At 73.3% G+C, this 21,838-nt stretch carries 20 protein-coding genes; 15 read left to right on the top strand and 5 right to left on the bottom strand.

Annotation, left to right across the window (positions count from 1 at the left end; translation table 11 throughout):
- From E1295_RS38235 to E1295_RS38295, 14 genes are all read left to right on the top strand, one after another.
- Positions 1 to 610: aldehyde ferredoxin oxidoreductase C-terminal domain-containing protein (locus E1295_RS38235; RefSeq protein WP_132638512.1), on the top strand; the 610-nt coding region annotated here is incomplete at its 5' end.
- A 97-nt stretch (positions 611 to 707) separates the two neighbouring features.
- Entirely contained in the window at positions 708 to 1,466 is a 759-nt protein-coding gene (locus E1295_RS38240) for an SDR family NAD(P)-dependent oxidoreductase (RefSeq protein ID WP_132638514.1), read from the top strand.
- 2 nt (positions 1,467 to 1,468) lie between these two features.
- On the top strand, positions 1,469 to 2,857 hold the full coding sequence (locus E1295_RS38245; protein ID WP_220449096.1) for a lyase family protein: 1,389 nt from the start codon (positions 1,469 to 1,471) through the stop codon (positions 2,855 to 2,857).
- Entirely contained in the window at positions 2,850 to 3,797 is a 948-nt protein-coding gene (locus tag E1295_RS49325) for a thiamine pyrophosphate-dependent dehydrogenase E1 component subunit alpha (protein ID WP_220449097.1), read from the top strand. Before E1295_RS38245 ends, E1295_RS49325 begins: the two co-directional genes overlap by 8 nt.
- A complete protein-coding gene (locus E1295_RS49330) occupies positions 3,790 to 4,782 on the top strand; it encodes an alpha-ketoacid dehydrogenase subunit beta (protein ID WP_166427623.1) in 993 nt (330 codons plus the stop codon). The genes E1295_RS49325 and E1295_RS49330 overlap by 8 nt, the downstream gene beginning before the upstream one ends.
- Positions 4,779 to 5,294 carry a VOC family protein gene (locus E1295_RS38255; protein WP_132638516.1) on the top strand — a complete coding sequence of 172 codons (516 nt, stop codon included), beginning with the start codon at positions 4,779 to 4,781 and terminating at the stop codon, positions 5,292 to 5,294. The genes E1295_RS49330 and E1295_RS38255 overlap by 4 nt, the downstream gene beginning before the upstream one ends.
- The gene (locus E1295_RS38260; protein ID WP_132638518.1) at positions 5,281 to 6,129 is read left to right on the top strand and encodes an amidohydrolase family protein; all 849 of its coding nucleotides are present in this window, start codon (positions 5,281 to 5,283) and stop codon (positions 6,127 to 6,129) included. Before E1295_RS38255 ends, E1295_RS38260 begins: the two co-directional genes overlap by 14 nt.
- Complete coding sequence (locus tag E1295_RS38265) at positions 6,126 to 7,214, top strand: Gfo/Idh/MocA family protein (RefSeq protein WP_132638520.1); 1,089 nt, start codon at positions 6,126 to 6,128, stop codon at positions 7,212 to 7,214. The genes E1295_RS38260 and E1295_RS38265 overlap by 4 nt, the downstream gene beginning before the upstream one ends.
- Entirely contained in the window at positions 7,211 to 8,215 is a 1,005-nt protein-coding gene (locus E1295_RS38270; protein WP_132638522.1) for a LacI family DNA-binding transcriptional regulator, read from the top strand. Before E1295_RS38265 ends, E1295_RS38270 begins: the two co-directional genes overlap by 4 nt.
- A gap of 265 nt (positions 8,216 to 8,480) precedes the next feature.
- Positions 8,481 to 9,440, top strand: a complete 960-nt coding sequence (locus tag E1295_RS38275) for an arabinan endo-1,5-alpha-L-arabinosidase (protein WP_132638524.1) — start codon at positions 8,481 to 8,483, stop codon at positions 9,438 to 9,440.
- Between the two features lie 166 nt (positions 9,441 to 9,606).
- Positions 9,607 to 10,659 carry a LacI family DNA-binding transcriptional regulator gene (locus E1295_RS38280; RefSeq protein WP_132638526.1) on the top strand — a complete coding sequence of 351 codons (1,053 nt, stop codon included), beginning with the start codon at positions 9,607 to 9,609 and terminating at the stop codon, positions 10,657 to 10,659.
- A complete protein-coding gene (locus tag E1295_RS38285; protein WP_132638528.1) occupies positions 10,656 to 12,662 on the top strand; it encodes a beta-galactosidase in 2,007 nt (668 codons plus the stop codon). Before E1295_RS38280 ends, E1295_RS38285 begins: the two co-directional genes overlap by 4 nt.
- A gap of 59 nt (positions 12,663 to 12,721) precedes the next feature.
- Positions 12,722 to 15,040, top strand: a complete 2,319-nt coding sequence (yicI, locus tag E1295_RS38290; protein ID WP_132638530.1) for an alpha-xylosidase — start codon at positions 12,722 to 12,724, stop codon at positions 15,038 to 15,040.
- A complete protein-coding gene (locus tag E1295_RS38295) occupies positions 15,037 to 16,428 on the top strand; it encodes a GH1 family beta-glucosidase (RefSeq protein ID WP_132638532.1) in 1,392 nt (463 codons plus the stop codon). Before yicI ends, E1295_RS38295 begins: the two co-directional genes overlap by 4 nt.
- Here the strand turns inward: E1295_RS38295 and E1295_RS38300 are convergent.
- Entirely contained in the window at positions 16,425 to 17,255 is an 831-nt protein-coding gene (locus E1295_RS38300) for an SAM-dependent methyltransferase (protein ID WP_132638534.1), read from the bottom strand. The two genes, E1295_RS38295 and E1295_RS38300, sit on opposite strands and share 4 nt — an antisense overlap.
- A gap of 73 nt (positions 17,256 to 17,328) precedes the next feature.
- The gene (locus tag E1295_RS50390) at positions 17,329 to 17,601 is read right to left on the bottom strand and encodes an acetylxylan esterase (RefSeq protein ID WP_220449098.1); all 273 of its coding nucleotides are present in this window, start codon (positions 17,599 to 17,601) and stop codon (positions 17,329 to 17,331) included.
- 42 nt (positions 17,602 to 17,643) lie between these two features.
- Between E1295_RS50390 and E1295_RS50395 the strand changes: the two genes are divergently transcribed.
- Complete coding sequence (locus E1295_RS50395; RefSeq protein ID WP_220449099.1) at positions 17,644 to 17,820, top strand: hypothetical protein; 177 nt, start codon at positions 17,644 to 17,646, stop codon at positions 17,818 to 17,820.
- A gap of 115 nt (positions 17,821 to 17,935) precedes the next feature.
- On the opposite strand, the gene E1295_RS38310 is transcribed toward E1295_RS50395, so the two are convergent.
- The 3 genes from E1295_RS38310 to E1295_RS38320 form a co-directional block, all read right to left on the bottom strand.
- A complete protein-coding gene (locus E1295_RS38310) occupies positions 17,936 to 18,976 on the bottom strand; it encodes a uroporphyrinogen decarboxylase family protein (protein WP_220449100.1) in 1,041 nt (346 codons plus the stop codon).
- Positions 18,977 to 19,012: 36 nt separating this feature from the next.
- On the bottom strand, positions 19,013 to 19,660 hold the full coding sequence (locus E1295_RS38315; RefSeq protein ID WP_132638538.1) for a nitroreductase family protein: 648 nt from the start codon (positions 19,658 to 19,660) through the stop codon (positions 19,013 to 19,015).
- 380 nt (positions 19,661 to 20,040) lie between these two features.
- Positions 20,041 to 21,552, bottom strand: a complete 1,512-nt coding sequence (locus E1295_RS38320; protein ID WP_132638540.1) for an FAD-dependent monooxygenase — start codon at positions 21,550 to 21,552, stop codon at positions 20,041 to 20,043.
- Positions 21,553 to 21,838: the final 286 nt, after the last annotated feature.

Consider the following 21,838-nt stretch of genomic DNA (forward strand, 5'->3'; position numbering starts at 1 on the left):
CGCGATGACCGTCGCAGGCGCGGAGATGCCGTGTTTCGATCCGCGCGTCCAGCCGGGCGTGGGGCTCGGGTACGCGCTCGCCCCGGGCGGCCCGCGCTACGACGCCCTGGAGCACGACCTCGACTTCGATCCCGTGGTGGGGCTGGGCTACAGCTTCCCCGAGGCGCGGCGGATCGGCGCCGAACCCGCCCCCGCCGGGGTGCTGGACGAGGAGCGCGGGCGGCGCAGCGCCCGGCTGCTGCGGCTCTGGAGCGGGCTCGACGCGCTCAACCTGTGCGTCTTCGCCTCCTCCCCCACGCGCCCGCTGACCATCGACCGCCTGACGGCGCTGGTCACCGCCGTTCTCGGCGACACGTTCACGCTGGACGACCTGCTGGCCGCCGGGCAGCTCCGGCTCGACGAGCTGCGGGCGTACGCGGTCAGGGAGGGCGCGGTCAGGGAGGGCGCGGTCAGGAAGGGCGGCGGCCCCGGCGAGCTGCCCGCGCGCATGCACGACGAGCCGATCACGGAGGGCCGGCACAAGGGCGCGGTGCTCGACCGCGCCGCGTTCGCGCGGGCGAGCGCGGCGTTCCGCGCGGAACTCGGCTGGCCGCCGGACTTTTCCCAATAAATCCTGATCGAACGGTTGATCTCCCTCTTGTCCGGTCGACGAGGCCGCTGTTATGGTCAAGTCAATCGTTTGACCTGCGTGAGGGAGATCATCGGGGATGGCTGTCACGATCGACCTGAGCGGGCGCACGGCGCTCGTCACGGGCGGCGCGGGCGGTCTCGGCCTCGCGTGCGCCCGCGCGCTGGCCGAAGCCGGGGCCGACGTCGTGCTCTCCGACCTGGAGGGCCCGCGACTCGCCGAAGCGGCGGCCGCTCTGGGCGTCACCGCCCGGCCGGCCGACCTCACCGACCGTTCCCAGGCGCTGGCGCTGGCCGCCGCTCCCGGCCGGATCGACGTGCTGGTCAACTGCGCCGGCGCCATGCGCACCACGCCGCTGCTGGACATCGAGCCGGACGAGTGGCTGCGGATCGTGGACACCAACCTCAACGCCGCCTTCTGGCTCACCCAGGCCGTCGGCCGGCGCATGGCCGGGCAGGGCGGCGGCTCGATCGTCACCCTCGCCTCCGTCGCCGCCCGCTCCGGCCGCCCGGACGCGGCCCACTACTCCGCCACCAAGACGGCGCTGCTCTCCCTGACGAAGTCGGCCGCCGAGGCGCTCGCCCCCGTACGGGTCAACGCGGTCTGCCCCGGCGTCTTCCTCACGCCCATGTGGGAGGAGATCATCCGCGATCGCGACCGCCGCTTCGGACCCGGCGCGGGCGCGGGCTACCTGCGGGAGGTCGGCGAGCGCTCGCCGCTGCGCCGCCCCGGCCGGCCCGAGGAGGTCGCCTCCGCGGTGTTGTTCCTGGCCAGCGACCTGGCGTCGTTCGTCACCGGCCAGGCGCTGAACGTCGACGGCGGGCTGGAGATGAACTGACCGTGCCCGCCGACATGCCCGCCGACATGCCCGCCGACATGCCCGCCGGCCCCGCGCAGACGTTCAAGCTGCTGCCCGAACTGTTCGGCGACCGCGCGATGGCCGGGATCTTCTCGGCCGAGCGCACCGTGCTCGCCTGGCTGCGCGCCGAGGCCGCGCTCGCCCTGGCCCAGGCCGAGGCGGGCGTCATCGGCGAGGCCGACGCGCGGGCCATCGCCGCGGCCTGCGTGCCGGCCACGATCGACCTCGACCGCCTGTGGGAGGAGGCGGCGAACGTGGGCTACCCGATCCTCCCCCTCGTACGGATGATCGCGGCGGCCCTGCCGGACGGGCCCGGCGGCCGGGTGCACTACGGCGCCACCACGCAGGACATCATGGACACCGGCCTCGCGCTGCAGATGGGCGAGGCCCTCGACCGCCTGGCCACGCTGCTCGCCTCCTTCGGCGAGCAGATCGCCCGCCTGGTGGCCGCGCACGCGGGCACCGTCGTCGCCGCGCGCACGCACGCCCAGCAGGCGGTGCCCACGACGTTCGGGGCGAAGCTGGCGGTGCTGCTGGCGGAGGCGGCGCGGCAGCGCGATCGGGTGGCCCGCGCCGCCCGCCAGGTGCGGGTCGTGTCGCTGTTCGGCGCCGGCGGCACGTCCGCGGCGATGGGCGAGCGCGCCCGCGAGGTGCGCGAGGGCATGGCCGCGCGGCTCGGGCTGCGCTCCGCCGAGGTGCCCTGGCACGTGGCCAGGGACGGCGTCGCCGAGTTCGGCGTGACCTGCGCGAGCCTGGCGGCCACAGCGGCCCGCTTCGCCCGCGAGGTCGTGGACCTGTCCAGGACCGAGATCGGCGAGGTGCGCGAGGCCGGCGGCCACCACCGGGGGGCGTCCTCCACGATGCCGCAGAAGGCCAACCCCATCGGCTGCGAGGCCGTCATCGGCATGTCCGGCACGGCGGGCGCGCTCAGCTCCGGCCTGTTCCGAGCGATGGAGGCGGGCCACGAGCGGGCGGCCGGCGAGTGGCAGGTCGAGTGGTACGTCGTGCCGCTGCTGGCCGAGCTGGCCGCGGGCGCGCTGGCCAGCGCCGCCGACGTCGCCGCCGGGCTGCGGGTCTATCCCGCCGCCATGCGGGCCAACCTCGACGCCGAGGGCGGCCTGATCATGGCGGAGGCGTACATGATGCGCCTGGCCCCGGCGCTGGGCAGGGAGAAGGCGCACGACCTGGTCTACCGGGCGGCCCACGAGGCGCGCGAGAGCGGGCGGGCGCTGGCCGACGCCCTGCGCGACGTCGCCGGCCCCGACGACCTGGCGGGCCTGGGCGCGCTGCCCGTCCCGCCCGAGTCCTACATCGGCGACGCCGGGGCGATCTGCGCCGCGGCCCTGGACGCATGGAGAAACGTTGAGTGAGAGACGGCTCGCGGACCTGCTGGCCATGTGGCGGATCCGCGCATTCGAGGAGAAGGTACGCGACCTGCGGGCCGAAGGCCCGATCGTGGGATCGGTGCACCTGTGCATCGGCCAGGAGGCCGTTCCCACCGGCGCGTGCGACGCGCTGGAGCCGCACGACGCGCTGTTCGCCACCTACCGCGGGCACGGCTGGGCGCTGGCCAGGGGCGTGCCGGCGCAGCCGTTGTTCGCCGAGCTGATGGGCCGGGCGAGCGGCGTCAACGGCGGCCGGGGCGGCTCGGCGTACTTCACGGCCGCCGAGCACGGCTTCCACGGCGAGAACTCGATCGTGGGCGCCGGCGCGCCGATCGCGTGCGGCGCCGCGCTGGCGGGCAGGTTCGACGGCTCCGGCAGGGCCGCCGTGAGCGTGTTCGGCGACGGCGCGATGAACCAGGGCGCGGTGCACGAGGCGATGAACTTCGCCGCCGCCTTCTCCCTGCCGGTCGTCTTCGTCTGCGAGAACAACCGCTACTCGGAGCTGACGCCGATCGCCGACATGGTACGCACGCCGCGCCTGGCCGGCCGCGCGGCGGCGTACGGGATACCGGGCCACCGCGTCGACGGCAACGACGCCGAGGCCGTGCGCTTCCACATGCGCGACGCCCTGGAGGTCGCCCGCGAGGGCGGCGGGCCGACGCTGCTGGAGTGCGTGACCGAACGGCTGGCCGGCCACTACATCGGCGACGCCGAGACCTACCGTCAGCCCGGGGAGCTGGAGCGGATCAGGCGCGGGGAGCCGATCGCCCGGCTGCGCGAGGGGCTGCTCGCCGACGGGGTGCCCGCCGCCGACATCGACGCGGTGGAGCGCCGGGCGCGGGCGGAGATGGACTCCGCCGCCGCCGCGGCGCTCGACGCGCCGTTCGCCGACCCCGAGACCGCGAGGGAGCACCTGTATGCCTGACCGCGAGCTCACCTACGGCGAGGCCGTGAACGCGGCCCTGCACCGGCTCATGGAGGAGCTGCCGGAGACGCTGGTCTACGGCGAGGACGTCGGCGTGCCCGGCGGCGTGTTCGGCGTGACGAGAGGGCTGCGCAAGCGGTACGGCGACCGGGTGTTCGACACGCCGATCAGCGAGTCGGCCATCCTCGGCAGCGCGGTGGGCGCGGCGATGATGGGCCGCCGCCCGATCGTGGAGATCATGTGGGCCGACTTCTCCCTGGTGGCGCTCGACCAGATCGTCAACCAGGCGGCCAACGTACGCTACGTCTCGGGCGGCCGGCTGAGCGCCCCGCTGACGATCCGCACCCAGCAGGGCAGCGCGCCGGGCGCGTGCGCCCAGCACGCGCAGTGCCTGGAGGCGCTGTTCCTGCACGTGCCGGGGCTGCGGGTGTGCATGCCGAGCACGCCGCAGGACGCCTACGACCTGCTGGTGACGGCCGTGCACGGCGACGACCCCACCCTGGTGATCGAAAACCGCACGCTGTACGCCGGCGCGAAGGAGCGGGTCACGACCGGCGGCCCGGTCGCGCCGATGGGCGGGGCGCGCACCCGCCGCGCCGGCTCCGACGTCACGATCGTCACCTGGGGCGCGATGACGCACCGGGTGCTGGAGGCGGCCGGGACGCTGGCCGCCGAGGGCGTGCACGCGGAGGTCGTGGAGACGCCGTGGCTCAACCCGTTCGACGCCGGCGCCGTGCTGGAGAGCACCCGCCGCACCGGCAGGCTGGCGGTCGTCCACGAGGCGAACGTCACCGGCGGCTTCGGCGCGGAGGTCGTCGCCCGCGTGGCCGGCGCCGGCGTGCCGCTGCTCGCGCCGCCTCTCAGGATCGGCACGCCCGACGTGCGGATGCCGGCCGCGCCGGCACTGGCACAGGTCCTGGTGCCCGGCGCCGGCCGGATCGCGGACGAGGTGCGCGCCCTCGTACGGCAGGAGGCTCCGCGATGAGAGGCGTCTGGCACTTCTCGTTCACGGTCGCCGACCTCGACAGGTCCGTGGCGTTCTACCGCGACCTGCTCGGCTTCACCCTCGTGCACCGGCAGGAGCAGGACAACGCCTACACCCGCAGGCTGGTCGGCCACCCCGACGCCGTGCTCCGCGTCGCCCAGCTCGCCGTGCCCGGCCAGCCCCGCGGCGTCTCGACCCACGACCTGGAGCTGGTCGAGTACGTACGCCCCCGCGGCCGGCCCCGCGACCCCGCCCGCCACCTGCCCGGCGCCGCCCACCTGGCGCTCACCGTGGACGACGCCCGCGCCGAGCACGCCCGGCTGGCGGCGGCCGGCGTCACCTTCGTCAGCCCGCCCGCCGAGATCACCGCCGGCGTCAACACGGGCGGCTACGCCTGCTACTTCCTCGACCCCGACGCGATCACGCTGGAACTCGTCCAACCCCGCGCGTCCGTGGCCGGCCGTGTGTACGCTCAAAACGATCATGTGAGGAGGCCGGATGACCATCGTTGACGCCCACCAGCACTTCTGGAACCTGGAGACGGGCTCCTACCCGTGGCTGACCCCCGCGTCGGGGCCGATCTTCCGCACCTTCGAGCCCGCCGAGCTCCTCCCCCAGCTCGCCGCCGCGGGAGTCGAGCGCACGGTCCTGGTGCAGGCCATGGACTCCTACGCCGACACCGACGCCATGCTCGCTCAGGCCGACGTCCACGACATCATCGGCGCGGTGGTGGGCTGGGTGCCGCTGTGGCGGCCCGACGAGGCGGCCGAGGCGCTGGAGCGCTACCGGCGGCATCCGAAGTTCGCCGGGGTGCGCCACCTCGTCCACGACGAGCCCGACCCCGACTGGGTGCTGCAGGACTCCGTGATCGAGGGGCTGAGGTTCCTGGCGGCGGCGGGGCTGCCGTTCGACGTGGTGGCCGTGCTGCCCCGGCACCTGGAGCACGTTCCGGTGCTGGCCGAGCGGGTGCCGGGGCTGCGGATGGTCATCGACCACCTCGCCAAGCCGCCCATCAAGGAGAAGGGCTGGGAGCCGTGGGCGTCGCTGCTCGCCCGCGCGGCCGAGTATCCGCAGGTGTATGCCAAGGTGTCCGGGCTGAACACCGCGGCCGACGCCGCGACCTGGACGGCGGACGACCTGAGGCCGTACGTGGAGCACGCGCTGGAGTCGTTCGGGCCGCAGCGGCTGATGTTCGGCAGCGACTGGCCGGTGGCGCTGCTGGCCGGCGACTACGCGAAGGTGTGGCGGGAGACGGGCGCGGTGTTGTCGGGGCTGCCGGAGGACGGGCGCGCGGCCGTGCTGGGCGGCACCGCGACCCGCTTCTACGGTATGGAGGAGCCCGGATGATCGACGTGTTCGCGCCCATCGCGGCCGCGGCGGACCTGTCCATCCCGGACGCGCACCGGCTGCCGATCGCGGTGGTCGGTGCCGGCGCGATCGTCGACGTCGCGCATCTGCCCGCCTACCGGCGGGCCGGGCTGGAGGTGACGGGACTGTACGACCTCGACGCCGGCCGGGCCGCCGAGGTGGCCGACCGCCACGGGGTGCCGAGGACGTACGGGTCGCCGGCGGAGCTGCTGGCCGACGAGCGGGCCGCCGTGGTGGACATCGCGGTCGCGCCGGGGGCGCAGCCCGGCATCGCGAAGGAGGCGCTGGCGGCCGGCAGGCACGTGCTGTGCCAGAAGCCGTTCGCGCCCGACGTCGAGACCGGCCGGGAGATCGTCGAGCTGGCGGCGGCCCGCGGGCTGAAGGTGGCGGTCAACCAGCAGCTCCGCTTCGACGAGGGCATCGCCGCGGCCCGCGCCATGGTCCGCGCGGGCTGGATCGGCGAGCCGACGGCCATGACGTTCACCGTGAACATCCACACCGACTGGAGCGGCTGGGACTGGCTCGTCGGCGCCGACCGGCTGGAGATCGTCTACCACTCCATCCACTACCTCGACGCGATCCGCTCGATCCTGGGCGACCCCGAGCTCGTCTTCTGCACCGGCGGCCGCACGCCCGGCCAGCTCGCCAAGGGCGAGACGCGGACGATGAGCACGCTGGTCTACCCGGGAGACGTGCGGGCGCTGGTCCACGCCACGCACGAGAACCGCACCGGCGACCAGGAGGCGTCGTTCCGCATCGACGGGACGCAGGGCGCGATCAAGGGCACGCTGGGCCTGCTCTACGACTATCCCCACGGCCGCCCCGACACCCTGTCCGTCAACAGCCGCTCGTTGCCCACGGACGGCTGGCTGCCGTACCCGGTGACCACGCGCTGGCTGCCCGACGCGATGGCCGGGCCGATGGGCTCGCTGCTGCGGGCGATCGCCGAGGGCGGCGAGCCGGAGACGTCGGGCGCGGACAACCTCGGCACGCTCCGCCTGCTGCACGCCCTCTACCGCTCGATGGACACCGGAGAGAGCGTGCGCCCGGGATCACCGGCATGAAGCGCTCACGGGTCACCCTCGCCGACGTCGCCGCGATGGCGAAGGTCGACAGGGCCGTCGTCTCCCGGGTGATCAACAAGGACCCCACGCTCAACATCCGCCAGGAGACGCGCGAGCGGGTGCTGGCCGCGATCGACCGGCTCGGCTACCGGCCGAACGTGGCCGCGCGGAGCCTGCGTACCGCGCGTGCGCACATGTTCGGGCTGTTCATCCCCGACTTCGCCAACCCCGTCTACGCGGAGATCATCAAGGGCGCGGAGTCGGAGGCGGCCGCCCAGGGGTACGTCCTGGTCACCGGCAGCGCCAGCGGCGCCGGCCTCGGCGAGTACATGGACCGGATCGGGCAGGGCCGCATCGACGGCCTGCTGCTGGCCGGGGCGGGCGACGAGTCCGGGCTGGTCGAGCACCTCGACAGGGCCGCCATCCCCTGGATCATGCTCAACAACCGCAGCAGGAGCGTCGAGCGGTACGTCATCCTCGACGACGAGCGGGCCGCCGCACTCGCGGTGGAGCACCTCGTACGCCTGGGTCACCGCCGCATCGCCCACCTGGCGGGACCGGCCCACGCCGACACCGCCGGCCGCAGGTCGGCGGGATACTCGGCGGCGATGCGCGAGGCCCGGCTGCCGGAAGGCCCGATCGTGGCGGCCGACTACACGCCGGCCGGCGGCGCGGCGGCGATGGCCCGCCTGCTCGCGGGCCCCGAGCGGCCGACGGCGGTGTTCGTGGCGAACGTCGCCTCGGCGATCGGCGCGATGGAGGGCGCGCGCTCGGCCGGGTTCGAGATCCCGCGTGAGGTGTCGATCGTGGCCGTGCACGACCTGGAGCTGGCCAGTTACCTGTTCCCCGCCCTGACCACGGTGCGGATGCCGCTGGCGGAGCTGGGCCGGCGCGGCGTGTCGTTGCTCGCCGGGCTCAAGCCCGACGACAGGGTGGCCGAGGTGCTGGCCGGGCCCGTCGAGCTCGTCCAGCGCCGGTCGACCGCGCCGCCGCCCGGGTGACGCGCCGGTGCCGGAGGTCGCTGTGGCGCAGCGCGGCAGACACTGTTAGCGCTAACATCGAGGGCGAAAGTGGCTTGACGATAGGACGGCCGGCATCCCCTGTCAAGGCCCGGACCCGGTATCTGCACGGCACGCCCGGACGTCCGTGAAAGTTTCACGCGGCGGTTGACGTCCGTCAGAGGCCGGGTTTACATGTCGTCCGGCGCAGCGTCAGGCAGGCGGACCACGAACGGCGGCACCCGCCGCCCCCGAAGGAGGACCCCCCGTGCGCCTGTCACGCCTCATCGGCACCGCATCCGCCGCGCTCGCCCTCTACGCGAGCACGGCCTTCGCCTACCCCGGCCCCGGCCACGTCACCGGAGACGTCGTCGTCCACGACCCCACGATGATCCGCACCTCCACCGGATATGTGCTGTATTCCACCCACGGCTACCTGGAGGCCCGCACCTCCGCGGACCGCGTCGCCTTCTCGCGCGCCGGATCGGCCTTCCGGACGCCGCCGTCGTGGTGGCGTACCTACTCCTCCGGCAACGACCCGTGGGCGCCCGACATCTCCCAGCACGGCGGGCGCTACCTGCTCTACTACGCGGTCTCCGGTTTCGGCTCCAACCACTCCGCGATCGGGCTGGCCACCAGCACGACCGGGCAGCCCGGCTCGTGGACCGACCAGGGCATCATCTACGCGACCACGACGAGCTCCGACCACAACGCCATCGACCCGAACCTGCTCGTCGACTCCTCCGGCCGGTGGTGGCTGAGCTTCGGCTCCCACTGGACGGGCATCCGGATGATCCGGCTGGATCCCTCGACGGGCAAGCGGCTGCCCGGCGACGGCACGCTCCACCACCTGGCCACCCGCCCCGACGCACCCCGCGCCGTCGAGGCGCCCCACATCGTCCGGCACGGCGGCCACTACTACCTGTTCGCCTCCTACGACCAGTGCTGTGCCGGCACGAGCAGCACGTACAAGATCAAGGTGGGCCGCTCCTCGAGCCCGACCGGCCCGTACGTCGACCGCTCGGGGCGGTCCATGCTGAACGGCGGCGGCACGACGGTGCTGGAGACGCACGGCCGGATCGTCGGCCCCGGTGGGCAGAGCGTCATGCGTGACGTGGACGGCGACCTGCTCGTCTACCACTACTACGACGGCGCGGACAACGGCACCCCCAAGCTCGGGATCAACCTCCTCGGCTGGGACGCGGACGGCTGGCCGTACGTGTACTGACGCCCCATGAGCGTGCCCCGGTCATGTGGACGCGGCCGGGGCCGCCTTTCCGGACATCCGAATCCACACCATTGACATCCCCGCAAACCGGACCCTAGGTTGTGCGAAACGTTTCGACTACCGTATCGGCCCTCTCCGGCCGAGCGTGCCCAGGGTCGGGAGCAGGATGTCGTCATTACGGGACGTGGCCGAGCGCGCACAGGTCGCGATCAGCACCGTGTCCGCCGCGCTCAACGGCACCCGGCCGGTCGCGGCCGGCACCAGACGCCGCATCGAACAGGCGGCGGCCGAGCTCGGCTACCGTCCCAACCTGCTGGCCAGGGGCCTGCAGAGCAAACGCACCCGCATCCTCGCCCTGCTCTACCCGGCGCCGCGCAGCGGCTTCGGACTGACGGAGATGCAGTTCGCCACCGGGGCCGCCGAGGCCGCCCGCGAGCTGGGCCACCACCTGCTGCTCTCCCCCGAGAACGCCGACCCGATCGAGGAGCTGCGCCACCTCACCGGCCTGGGGCTGATCGACGGGGTGCTGCTCATGGAGGTCGGGCTCGACGACGAGCGCGCGGCCTTCCTGGCGGCGGCGGGCGTGCCGTTCAGCATGATAGGGCGCACCCGCGACCCCGGCTCGATCGACTACGCCGACATCGACTTCGCGGCCACGGCAAGGGACGCCGTGGCGCACGTGGCCGCGCTCGGCCATCGCAAGCTGGCCTTCTTCAACCTCTCCGCCGACGCGTACGCCGACGGCTACGGCCCCGCGATCCGCGCGGGAGAGGAGTTCGCCGCCGCCGCGCGGGCCGCCGGGATCGGCTACGTGGACGGCCACCGCCCCGGGTCGGCCGAGGAGGGCCGGGAGGCGTTCGAGCGGCTCATGGACGCGCATCCCGATGTCACCGCGCTGGCCGTGATGGACGACCACGCGGCGGTCGGGGTGATCGCGGCCGCGGCGGCGCGCGGCCGGCGGATCCCCGACGACCTGACGCTGATGCTGGTGTTGTCGTCGGCCGGGGTCGCGGAGATGTTCCATCCCAGGCTGACCACGCTGGAGCCGCCCGGCACCGAGCTCGGCAGGCTCGGCGCGCGCATGCTCGTCGACCGGCTGAGCGGCGGCGGGCCGCCCCAGCAGCGGCTCGTCCCCTGCCGGCTGGTCGCCGGCGACAGCAGCGCGCCACCGCCGGTGCCGGGGCCGGCGGGCGGGCCGCGTGAGGGGAGGCCGGCATGACCGCACGGCCGGGCATGCACACGCTCACCGCGGGCCGCGGACTGCTGTTCGGCGGCGACTACAACCCGGAGCAGTGGCCGGAGGAGGTGTGGGCGCAGGACGCCGCGCTGATGCGCGCCGCCGGGGTCAACCTGGTCACCGTCGGCGTGTTCAGCTGGGCCAGGCTCGAACCCGAACCGGACGTACGCGACTTCGCCTGGCTCGACCGGGTGCTCGACCTGATGCACGAGAACGGCGTCGCGGTGGACCTCGCCACCCCCACCGCCTCACCGCCGCCGTGGCTGGGCCACCGCTGGCCGCAGACGCTCCCCGTCGACGAGTCGGGGCACCGGCTCTGGTACGGCGCGCGCAACCAGTTCTGCCCCTCCTCCCCCGTCTACCGCGAACGTGCCCTCTCGATCGTCTCCGCCCTGGCCTCCCGGTACGCGGGCCACCCGGCGCTCGCCCTGTGGCACGTGGGCAACGAGTACGGCCAGGTGTGCCACTGCGACGAGTCGGCGGCCGCGTTCCGGGCCTGGCTGCTCCGGCGCCACGGCGACCTGGAGACGCTCAACGAGGCGTGGGGCACCACGTTCTGGAGCCAGCGTTACGGCGACTGGGCGGAGATCGTCCCCCCACGGCGGGCCCCCTACCTCATCAACCCGTCGCAGCGCCTCGACTGGCGGCGGTTCTGCTCCGACGCGCTGCTCGACCACTACCGGGCCGAGCGCGACGTCCTGCGGGAGCACACCCCCGGCACGCCGGTCACGACGAACTTCATGGGGCTGTTCAAGCCGGTCGACTACTGGTCGTGGGCGGCCGAGGAGGACGTCGTCTCCAACGACTGCTATCCCGAGCCGGGCGACCCGCTGACCCCGGCGCGCACGGCGCTCACCCACGACCTGATGCGCGGGCTCGCGGGAGGCAAGCCGTGGTTGCTGATGGAGCAGTCCACCAGCGCCGTCAACTGGCGCCCGCACAACCTGCCCAAACCGCCCGGCCAGTTCCGGCTGGAGTCGCTGCAGGCGCTGGCCCGCGGCGCGGACGGGCTCTGCTACTTCCAGTGGCGGGCCTCCCGGTTCGGCTCCGAGCGTTTCCACGCCGCGATGGTGCCGCACGCCGGGCCGGACACGCGGCTGCACGCCGCGGTCCGCGCCCACGGCCGGGAGCTGCGCGGGCTCGCCTGCGTGGCGGGCACGCCGGTGCCCGCGCGGGTGGCGATGGTGTTCGACTGGGCGAGCTGGTGGGCGCTGGAGGAACAGGGCCGGCCCAGCGACCGGCTCGACGCGACCGGCCAGCTGCTCGGCTACTACCTGCCGCTGTGGGAGCGCGGCGTGAGCGTGGACGTGGTGCCGCCCTCGGCGGACCTGTCCGGCTACGCGCTGGTGGTGGTGCCGAACCTGTTCCTGGTCGGCGACCGGGACGCGGCGGCGCTGACCGCGTACGCGCGCGGCGGCGGCGTGCTGGTGGTCGGGCCGTTCTCCGGGGTGGTGGACGAGCGAGCGCACGTACGTACCGGGCGTTTCCCCGCGCCGCTGCGCGAGGTGCTGGGCGCCTCGGGCGAGGAGTGGCTGCCCGCGCCCGGCGGCGAGCCGGTGCGCTGCCGGTGGGCGGACGGCGCCGCCTTCACCGCGCACACCTGGACGGAGCTGGTGGCGGCGGAGGGCGCCGAGGCGGTGGCCGAGTTCGCCGGCGGTGACCTGGACGGCCGCCCCGCCGTGCTGCGTCACCGCGCCGGTGACGGCGTCGCCTGGTACGTCGCGACCATGCCCGAGGCCGCCGCGCTCGGCGTAATCGCCGAGCGCGCGCTGGCCGACGCCGGCGTGGCCGGGGCGCTGCCGGGGCTTCCTCCCGGCGTCGAGGCGGTACGCCGCGGCGACGTGCTGTTCCTACTCAACCATGGCGCCCAGGCGGCCGCCGTGCCCATTTCCGAGCCGGCGCGGGACCTGCTGACCGGAGCCGTCGCGGGCGGCGAGGTCACGCTGGCGCCCCGCGACGTCGTCGCCCTGCGCCCTGACGCGTAGCGGGCCCCCGCCCCACTGCTGTGAGAGGAGGGCGCCGCCCGGCCGGGCGGCGCACCACGATGAAGTTCAAGGACGGCTACTGGCGGATGCGTCCCGGGGTGCGGGGCGACTACGTCGCCTGCGCCCACGACGTGAGCGCCGACGGGGGCTCGCTGCGGGTGCTCGCCCCCACCAAGGAGATCACCCGCCGCGGCCACACCCTCGACGGCCCGGTGCTGCGGCTCGACCTGTCGTCGCCGATGCCGGACGTGATCAGGGTCCGTACGGTGCACTTCGCCGGGTCGGTCCCGGACGCGCCGGTCTTCGAGGTGCGCGACGAGCGCCCGCGGGCGCGGGTCACCGTGGACGGCGAGACCGCGAGCCTGACCAGCGGCGCCCTCACCGTACAGGTGCGCAGGGACGCGCCGTGGGAGATGACCTTCAGCGCCGCCGGCCGCGAGCTGACCCGCAGCGCCGGCAAGAGCCTCGGCGTGATGCACGACGCCGAGGAACGGCACTTCATGGTCGAGCAGCTGCGCCTGGGCGCCGGGGAACTCGTGTACGGGCTCGGCGAGCGCTTCGGCCCCCTGGTGCGCAACGGGCAGTCGGTGGACGTCTGGAACGAGGACGGCGGCACCAGCAGCGAGATGGCCTACAAGAACGTGCCCTTCTACCTCACCAACCGCGGTTACGGGGTGTTCGTCAACCATCCCGGCCGGGTGTCGTTCGAGGTGGGCTCGGAGTCGGTGTCGCGGGTGCAGTTCAGCGTCGAGGGCCACGACCTGGAATACCTCGTCGTTCACGGGCCGACTCCGGCCGGCATCCTGCGCCGCTACACGGCGCTGACCGGCCGTCCCGCGCTGCCGCCGGCGTGGTCGTTCGGGTTGTGGTTGTCGACGTCGTTCACCACCGACTACGACGAGGCCACGGTGACGTCGTTCGTGGACGGGATGGCCGAGCGGGACCTGCCGCTGAGCGTCTTCCACTTCGACTGCTTCTGGATGCGGCGCTACCGGTGGTGCGACTTCGAGTGGGACCCGGAGGTGTTCCCCGACCCGGAGGGCATGCTGCGCCGGCTCAAGGAGCGCGGGCTGCGGGTGTGCGTGTGGATCAATCCGTACATCGGGCAGGCGTCGGCGTTGTTCGACGAGGGGGCCGCCGCCGGGCACCTGCTGCGCCGCCGCGACGGGACCGTCTGGCAGGATGACCACTGGCAGGCCGGCCGGGCGCTGGTGGACTTCACCTCCCCCGCCGCCAGGGAATGGTACGCGGCGAAGCTGCGCGGGCTGCTCGACATGGGGGTGGACGCGTTCAAGACCGACTTCGGGGAGCGCATCCCGACCGACGTGGTCTACGCGGACGGCTCCGACCCCGAGCGGATGCACAACTACTACAGCCTGGTCTACAACGAGACCGTGCACCGGGTGCTGGCCGAGCGGGGCGCGCCCGTGCTGTTCGCCCGGTCGGCCACCGTGGGCGGGCAGCGCATGCCGGTGCACTGGGGCGGCGACTGCGAGTCGACGTTCGAGGCGATGGCCGAGTCGCTGCGGGGCGGCCTGTCGCTGGGCCTGGGCGGTTTCGGGTTCTGGAGCCACGACATCGGCGGCTTCGAGGGGCGGCCCGATCCGGCGGTGTTCAAGCGGTGGGTGGCCTTCGGGCTGCTGTCGTCGCACAGCCGGCTGCACGGCAGCGGGTCCTACCGGGTGCCGTGGGCGTTCGACGAGGAGTCGGTCGACGTGCTGCGCGCGTTCACCCGGCTGAAGGCCCGGCTGATGCCCTACCTGTACGCCGCCGCCGTCCAGGCCGCCCAGGAGGGCCTGCCCGTGATGCGGGCGATGCAGCTGGAGTTCCCCGGCGACCGGGCCTGCGACCACCTGGACGCCCAGTACATGCTGGGGCCGGACCTGCTGGTGGCGCCCGTCATGTCCGCCGAGGGCGACATTTCCTTTTACGTCCCCGAGGGGGTGTGGACCCGGCTGCTCGACGGCGCGACCGTCACAGGACCCGGCTGGCGTACCGAACGGCACGGGTTCGACAGCCTGCCGCTGCTGGTGCGGCCCGGCGCGGTGCTGCCGCTCGGGGCCCGCGACGACCGGCCCGACTACGACTACGCCGACGGCGTCACCCTGCGGGCCGGCCACCTCGCCGACGGCGAGAGCCGCACGGTCACGGTGCCCGCGCCCGTGGACGGCGCCGCCGCCGCGGTGTTCGAGGTCTCGCGCACGGGCGACCGGGTACGCGCCCGCCGCGTCCTGGGCGCCCCCGCGCCCTGGAGCCTGCTGCTCGCAGGCGTGCGCGAGGCCCTGCACCCCGACCTGGAGACGACCCCCGGCGGTGTGCGGGTGGCCGCCGGACCCGGCACCGACGACATCGAGATCATCCTCCGAGGAGCAGCATGACGACCTTCCCCGAGAACTTCCTGTGGGGCACCGCCACCGCCGCCTACCAGGTGGAGGGCGCCTGGAACGAGGACGGCAGAGGCCCGTCCATCTGGGACACCTTCTCCCACACCCCTGGCCTCGTCGCGAACGGCGACACCGGCGACCTGGCCTGCGACCACTACCACCGCGTGGAGGAGGACCTCGACACCCTGGCCGCGCTGGGTGTCGGCGCCTACCGCTTCTCCATCTCCTGGCCGCGCGTGCAGCCCGGCGGCAGCGGCCCGGTCAACCGGCCGGGACTCGACTTCTACTCCCGCCTGGTGGACGGCCTGCTCGCCAGGGACATCGCGCCCGTGGCCACGCTCTACCACTGGGACCTGCCGCAGGAACTGGAGGACGCGGGCGGCTGGCCCCACCGCGACACGGCGACGCGCTTCGCCGAGTACGCCCGGCTCATGGGCGACGCGCTCGGCGACCGCGTGCACACCTGGATCACGCTGAACGAACCGTGGTGCTCGGCCTACCTCGGCTACGCCTCCGGCGTGCACGCCCCCGCGCGGACCGAACCCGCCGCCGCGCTGGCCGCGCTGCACCACCTCAACCTCGGCCACGGCCTGGCCGTCCAGGCGCTGCGCAGCACCGCCGCCGCCTCCGCGCAGATGTCGGTCACGCTCAACCTGCACCACGTGCGCGGCGTGTCCGAGCGCGACGCCGACGCCGTGCGGCGCGCGGACGCGCTGTCCAACCGGGCCTTCCTCGGCCCCATGCTGGAGGGTGCCTACCCGCGCGACCTCATCGCCGACACCGCCTCGGTGACCGACTGGTCGTTCGTGCGCGACGGCGACGAGGCCACCGCGTGCCGGCCGCTGGACGTGCTCGGGGTCAACTACTACAACCCCACCCTCGTACGCCAGTGGGACGGCTCCTCGCGGCGCGAGACCGCCGACGGGCACCAGGACGGAGCGTCCTCGCCATGGATCGCGTGCGAGGACGTCGAGTTCGTCCGCCAGCCGGGGCCGTACACCGAGATGGGCTGGAACATCGACGAGAGCGGCCTGAGCGAGCTGCTGCTGCGGCTGCACCGCGACCACCCCGGCCTGCCCCTCATGATCACCGAGAACGGGGCCGCGTTCGCCGACGTCGTGGACGCCGACGGGCGCATCCGTGACGAGCGCCGCATCGACTACCTGCGCCGCCACCTGACGGCCGTGACCGAGGCGATCGCGGCCGGGGCGGACGTGCGAGGTTACTTCGTGTGGTCGCTGATGGACAACTTCGAGTGGGCGCACGGGTACGCCAAGCGCTTCGGCATCGTCCGGGTGGACCGTGACACCATGCGGCGCACCTGGAAGGACAGCGCCCACTGGTACCGCGAGGTGGTCGCCACCGGCAAGCTGCCGTCCTAGGGCTTGCGGGCCACGCCTCCGACGAAGGTGTGGTAGGTGACGCCCGGCGTCGCGTGGTCGCCGGCGCCGGGCCGCCACTCGGGCAGCGGCACCAGGCCGGGCTCCAGCAGGTCCAGCCCGCCGAAGAAGGCGAGGATCTCCTCGCGGGTGCGCCAGCGCCCGGTCCCGAGGTGCTCGTTGAAGAGCCGCTCCGCGGCGTACGCCTGCCGCGACACCTCGGGCATGGCCTCGCCCGGGTTGCAGAAGTGCGAGATCACCACGTGGCTGCCGGGGGCGAGCGGCCGGACGAGCCGGGCCACGATGCCGGCCGGGTCCTCCTCGTCGCCGAGGTGGTGCAGGATCGCGTACATCAGCAGCCCCACCGGCTCGGAGAAGTCGATGAGGCCGCGCGTCTTCCTGTCGGCGAGGATGGCCTCGGGGTCGCGGGCGTCGGCCTCGACGATCGTGGTCGTCTGGTCGACGGCCAGCAGCGCGCGGCCGTGCACGAGCACGATCGGGTCGTGGTCGACGTAGACGACGCGGGAGCGCGGGGCGACGTCCTGGGCGATCTCGTGCACGTTGCCCTGCGTCGGCAGGCCCGAGCCGAGGTCCAGGAACTGGCGGATGCCGGCCTCCGCCGCCAGGTGGCGCACGGTGCGGCGGAGGAACTCCCTGTTGGCCCTGGCCGCCTCGGGCGCGTCGGGCGCGATCTTCAGTGCCATGGCGGCCACCTGGCGGTCGACCTCGTAGTTGTCTTTGCCGCCGAGCATGTGGTCGTAGACGCGGGAGACGCTGGGCTTGCTGGTGTCGACACCGGGCGGGGTGTTTTCCTGCTCGCTCTCGGACACGGCGGGCTCCTCGGAAGGTCATGGGGGGCTAGGCCCATGATCCTAAATCGACATCCTCACCAATGCGGATATTTCATGAGCAAAGGAACGCCTTCTGGGAGGCGGCCAGCCGCCGCTCCGCCGCGGGCACACCGGGATGGTCGTGGTGACCGGTTGCCGGCACGTGCAGTTCCCTTGGCCCGGCCGGCGCGTTGTGCACGGCGAACTGCCCGGGCGGCGGCACGGCCGGGTCGAAGAGCGCGGCGGCCACGTGCACCGGGATCGTGATCCGGGCCGCCGCCGTGGCCGCGTCGAAATACCGCAGCACCTCGGCCGTCTCCGGGTGGCGCGCGTACCTGGCGCGCACGGCCTCGCCGCTGCCGGTGCAGGGCAGCGTGAGACGTACGGGATGCGCGCCGAAGCTGGGGACGACGAGGGCGGCGGCGCCGAAGCGATCGTCCTCGGGGGCTCCGCCCAGGCGTCCACGTCCACCGCCGCCGCACGGGCGCGCAACCCTCGCCAGAACGCGGCGAAGTCGTCCGGCTCTTCGGGGGCCGGGACGGCGAGCAGGGCGTCCAGGTCGTAGCCGTGGGCCGGGTCGAAGGGGTGGTCGTGGGACACCCGGGCGTCCCGGTGACTCGTGCGGGCGGCGTGGTTCTACGATCGCGGTGAAGGAGCCGCGCCCTTGCGCGCCAGCCCGGTCATGACCGGCCGAGCTCGTCCCGCAGCAGGCGGGCCGCGCCGGCCATGGCGCGCATCTTGCCCTCCGCCGACTCCCTGGGCAGATATTTCATCCCGCAGTCCGTGGCGATGACGACGCGCTCGGGCGGCACCCGGTCGAACGCCCTGCGCACCCGGTCCGCCACCACCTCGACCGGCTCGACGTCGGGCGTGGACAGGTCGATCACCCCGAGGATGACGGTCTTGTCCTTCAGGTCGGACAGCACCCCCAGGTCGAGACCGGACTGGGCGGTCTCGATCGACACCTGCTCGACCGGGCAGCCGGCCAGCTCGGGCAGGAACGAGTACGCCTCGGGCCGCTCATGGATGATCGCCGCGTACCCGAAGCAGATGTGCACCGCGGTCGTGCCGGTGACGCCGTCGAGCGCGGCGTTCAGCGCGGCCAGCCCGTAGGCGCGCGCCTGGTCGGGCCTGGCCTGCATGTACGGCTCGTCGATCTGGACGATGTCCGCACCCGCCGCGAACAGGTCGCGGATCTCGGCGTTGACCGCCGCCGCGTAGTCCATCGCGGCCGCCTCGGCGTCGCGATAATGGTCGTTCTGCGCCTGCTGGCTCATCGTGAACGGGCCCGGCACCGTCATCTTGATCGTGCGGCCGGTGTGGGCGCGCAGGAACCGCAGGTCGTCCACCTCGATCGGGCGCGTGCGGCGGATCGGCCCGACGATGCGCGGCACCGGGTTGGGGTGCCCGCTGCGGTCGAGCGCCGTGCCGGGATTGTCGATGTCGACGCCGTCGAGGGCCGTGGCGAAGTGGTTGGAGTAGCTCTCGCGCCGGATCTCGCCGTCGGTGACGATGTCCAGCCCGGCGCGTTCCTGCGCCCTGACGGCCAGCTCGGTGGCGTCGTCCTGGGCCTGGGCGAGCTGCTCCGGCGGGACGCGCCACAGCTCCTTGGCCCGCACCCGCGGGGGGAACCGCTCGGCCAGGCGGGCGCGGTCGATCAGCCACTCGGGCTGGGCGTAGCTTCCGACCAGGGACGTCGGCAGCATGGGCAAGGGGGTCACAGGCTCTCCTCACATAGGTGGTGCTTCGACTGCGGCTTACCAGCGATCGAGGTGGAGCACCTCGTCGAGCGGCTGCCGGTGGGCTCTCTTGAACGTCTCACCCGTGTAGTAGGCGGTGGGGATGAGCACGCCCTGGCGGACGTCGGCGGGGATGCCGAGCAGTTCGGAGATCTCGTTCTCGTACGCCAGGTGCAGGGAGGTCCAGGCGGTGCCGAGGCCCCGGGCGCGGGCGGCCAGCATGTAGCTCCACGCCGCGGGCAGCAGCGAGCCCCAGAGCCCGGCCTGGTTGCCCTCGGGCAGCCCGCCGGGCGTGTGGATGCACCCGAGGACCAGGACCGGCACGTCGCCCATGTGCTCGCTCAGGTAGTCGGCGCTGTCGGAGACCCGCTGCTGGGTGGCCGCCCGCGCCGGGTCGTCCTTGAACAACGATCCGGCCGAGCCGCCCGAGGTCCGGTACGCGGCGAACGAGCGCCGGTAGTAGCCGCCGATCGCCGCGCGCAGCTCGGGATCGCTCACCACCACCCAGTGCCAGCCCTGCCGGTTGCTGCCGCTGGGCGCCTGAAGCGCGACCTCCAGGCACTCACGCACCAGCTCGGCCGGCACGGGACGGGTCAGATCGAGGCGCTTGCGCACGCTGCGGGTGGTGGTGAGCAACGCGTCGGGGCTCAGCGGAATGATCGTCATACGGCCATCATGTCAACCCCGCCGCGTGATCCGCAGGACCCCCGCGGGCCGAACCCGGCCGGGCTCCATCCTCAGAGGCGGCCGAGTTGGTCAGACTGGAGAAGTCGGCGCCGCTGATCTGCAGAGCCGCCCTGGACGTGCCGGCTCCGGCGCGCTCGGCCTCGGTTCGGACGCGATCATCTGTTTAACAGCCTGTACATCGACGCCGCGGTGAAGAACCTCGCCGCCGACGGCATGACGATCAGCACGCCCTCGGTAACCGTCGACGTGGAGGCGGAGCCGGCCACATTGGACGGTGCCGGCTGGAGACCGCTGCGCCCTGGGCGTCACGGACCCGGCACTGTTGTGATCGGGAGACGGCTTGTCCCCGCAGAGCCGTGCTAGTCCGGGTTCTGCATGGGCGGCAGGGCGGGCCCGTGGCGTACCTGCTCACCGTGAGGACCAGCTGGGCCGAGCCACGTCGTGAGGGCGGCCCGGAGAGCGTCCAGGTCTGGCTGCTCGCCGACGCGGGTGACCCAGGCGACGTGTCCGTCGGGACGGATGAGTACGGCGTCCGCGCCGAGGCCGGAGCCTTCGGCAGGGCAAGCGCGGACGAGCTCGACTCGGTCCGCCCAGCCGGTCACGACGGCGGCGAGCGGCGGGAGACCACCGAGATCCAGCACAATCGCGCGAGCGCGGTGCAGCAGTTCGTGGACGCGACCGTGCTCGAGGTCGAGATCCGGCATCCGCCTGCCGAGCAGGTCATCCGTCCCCTCCATCGGATACCTGGTGTCGGTCGCGGAGATCATACCGGCCAGGCGCAGCCGTACCTCATCGATGCCGATGAGATCGCCCAGCACCTCGCGCAGAGCGGAGGTGTGATCGTCCACCCGCCACAGTGCGGTCTGGGCGCGGGTGTTGTGCAGGACACGGGCGGCGACCGGGTGGCGTTCTGCCTGGTAGGTGTCGAGCAACAAATCCGGGGCTTGGCCGCGGACGACGGCGGCGAGCTTCCAGCCGAGGTTGACGGCGTCCTGCATGCCGGTGTTCATGCCCTGGCCGCCGGCCGGGAAGTGGATGTGCGCGGCGTCGCCGGCCAGCAGGACCCGGCCCACGCGGTAACGATCGGCCTGGCGTGCCGCGTCGCCGTGTCGGGAGAGCCAGCGCGGTGAGTGCATCCCGTAATCCGTCCCGGCAATCTTGAGCAAGGACTTGCGGAGGGTCTCCAGGGTCACCGGTTCGTCCCGGCCGGCGACATGGTCGAACTCGTTGGTCAGCACCCGGTACCAGTCCGGACCATAGGACAGCACCGAGAATCTGCCGTGCTCGCGCCGCTCCTGGAAGATGTCCGCCGCGGGCGGCTCGGCGAGTTCGACGTCGCCGAGCATCGTGGTCATCGTGGCCGAGGTGCCGGGGAAGGCGATGCCGGCGAGCCCGCGCACAGTGCTGCGTCCCCCGTCGCAGCCGACGAGGTAGTCCGCCCGGACGCTCGACCCGTCCGCGAGCTCCACCGTCACACCCGTCTCGTCCTGGGAGAACCCCGTCACCTCGGCGTCGCGGCGCAGCCGTACCCCCAACTGCGCCGCGCGCTCCTCCAGCAGCCGTTCCACCTCGGCCTGCAGGAGGAACAGTGCGTACGGAAATCGCGTCGCCATATCGGATAGGTCGAGACCGAGTCCGGAGAAGTGCACGTCCCGCAGCGGCCGTCCGCGCTCGAGGAATCCGTCGAGCAGGCCCCGCTGATCCAGCATCTCCATCGTGCGGATGTGCAGGGCTCCGGCCCGCGATTCCACCGTTCGAGGCTGCGGGAGCCGCTCAAGGACGAGCACATCGATCCCGGCGAGCCCCAGCTCGCACGCGAGCATCAGCCCGGTCGGCCCCGCCCCAGCGATCACTATCGGTGTATCGGTCATTCTCAACTCCTTGGTCATCCTTCAGTCGAATTGGTCAACACACTCAAAGGGCGAAGACACGTCCGTCGATCGCCATAGGACATGTCACCTGCCGCGCCGCATCTGCAGCGGCAACTCCGGTTGCGCCGGACATGCGCGATCGCGACCTACTGCGATCAGAACGGCGACCGGGACAGGCTCCGGGGCGGACGCGGCCGGCACTGACGGTGCCGGCCGCGCCGGCGGTGTCCCGGCGGACGAGCTGCCCGGCGAGTGTCGGCGGATCATGCAGATCGTGGCCGAGGAG

Origin of the sequence: Nonomuraea mesophila (assembly GCF_004352805.1) — a bacterium.
Classification (GTDB): domain Bacteria; phylum Actinomycetota; class Actinomycetes; order Streptosporangiales; family Streptosporangiaceae; genus Nonomuraea; species Nonomuraea longispora.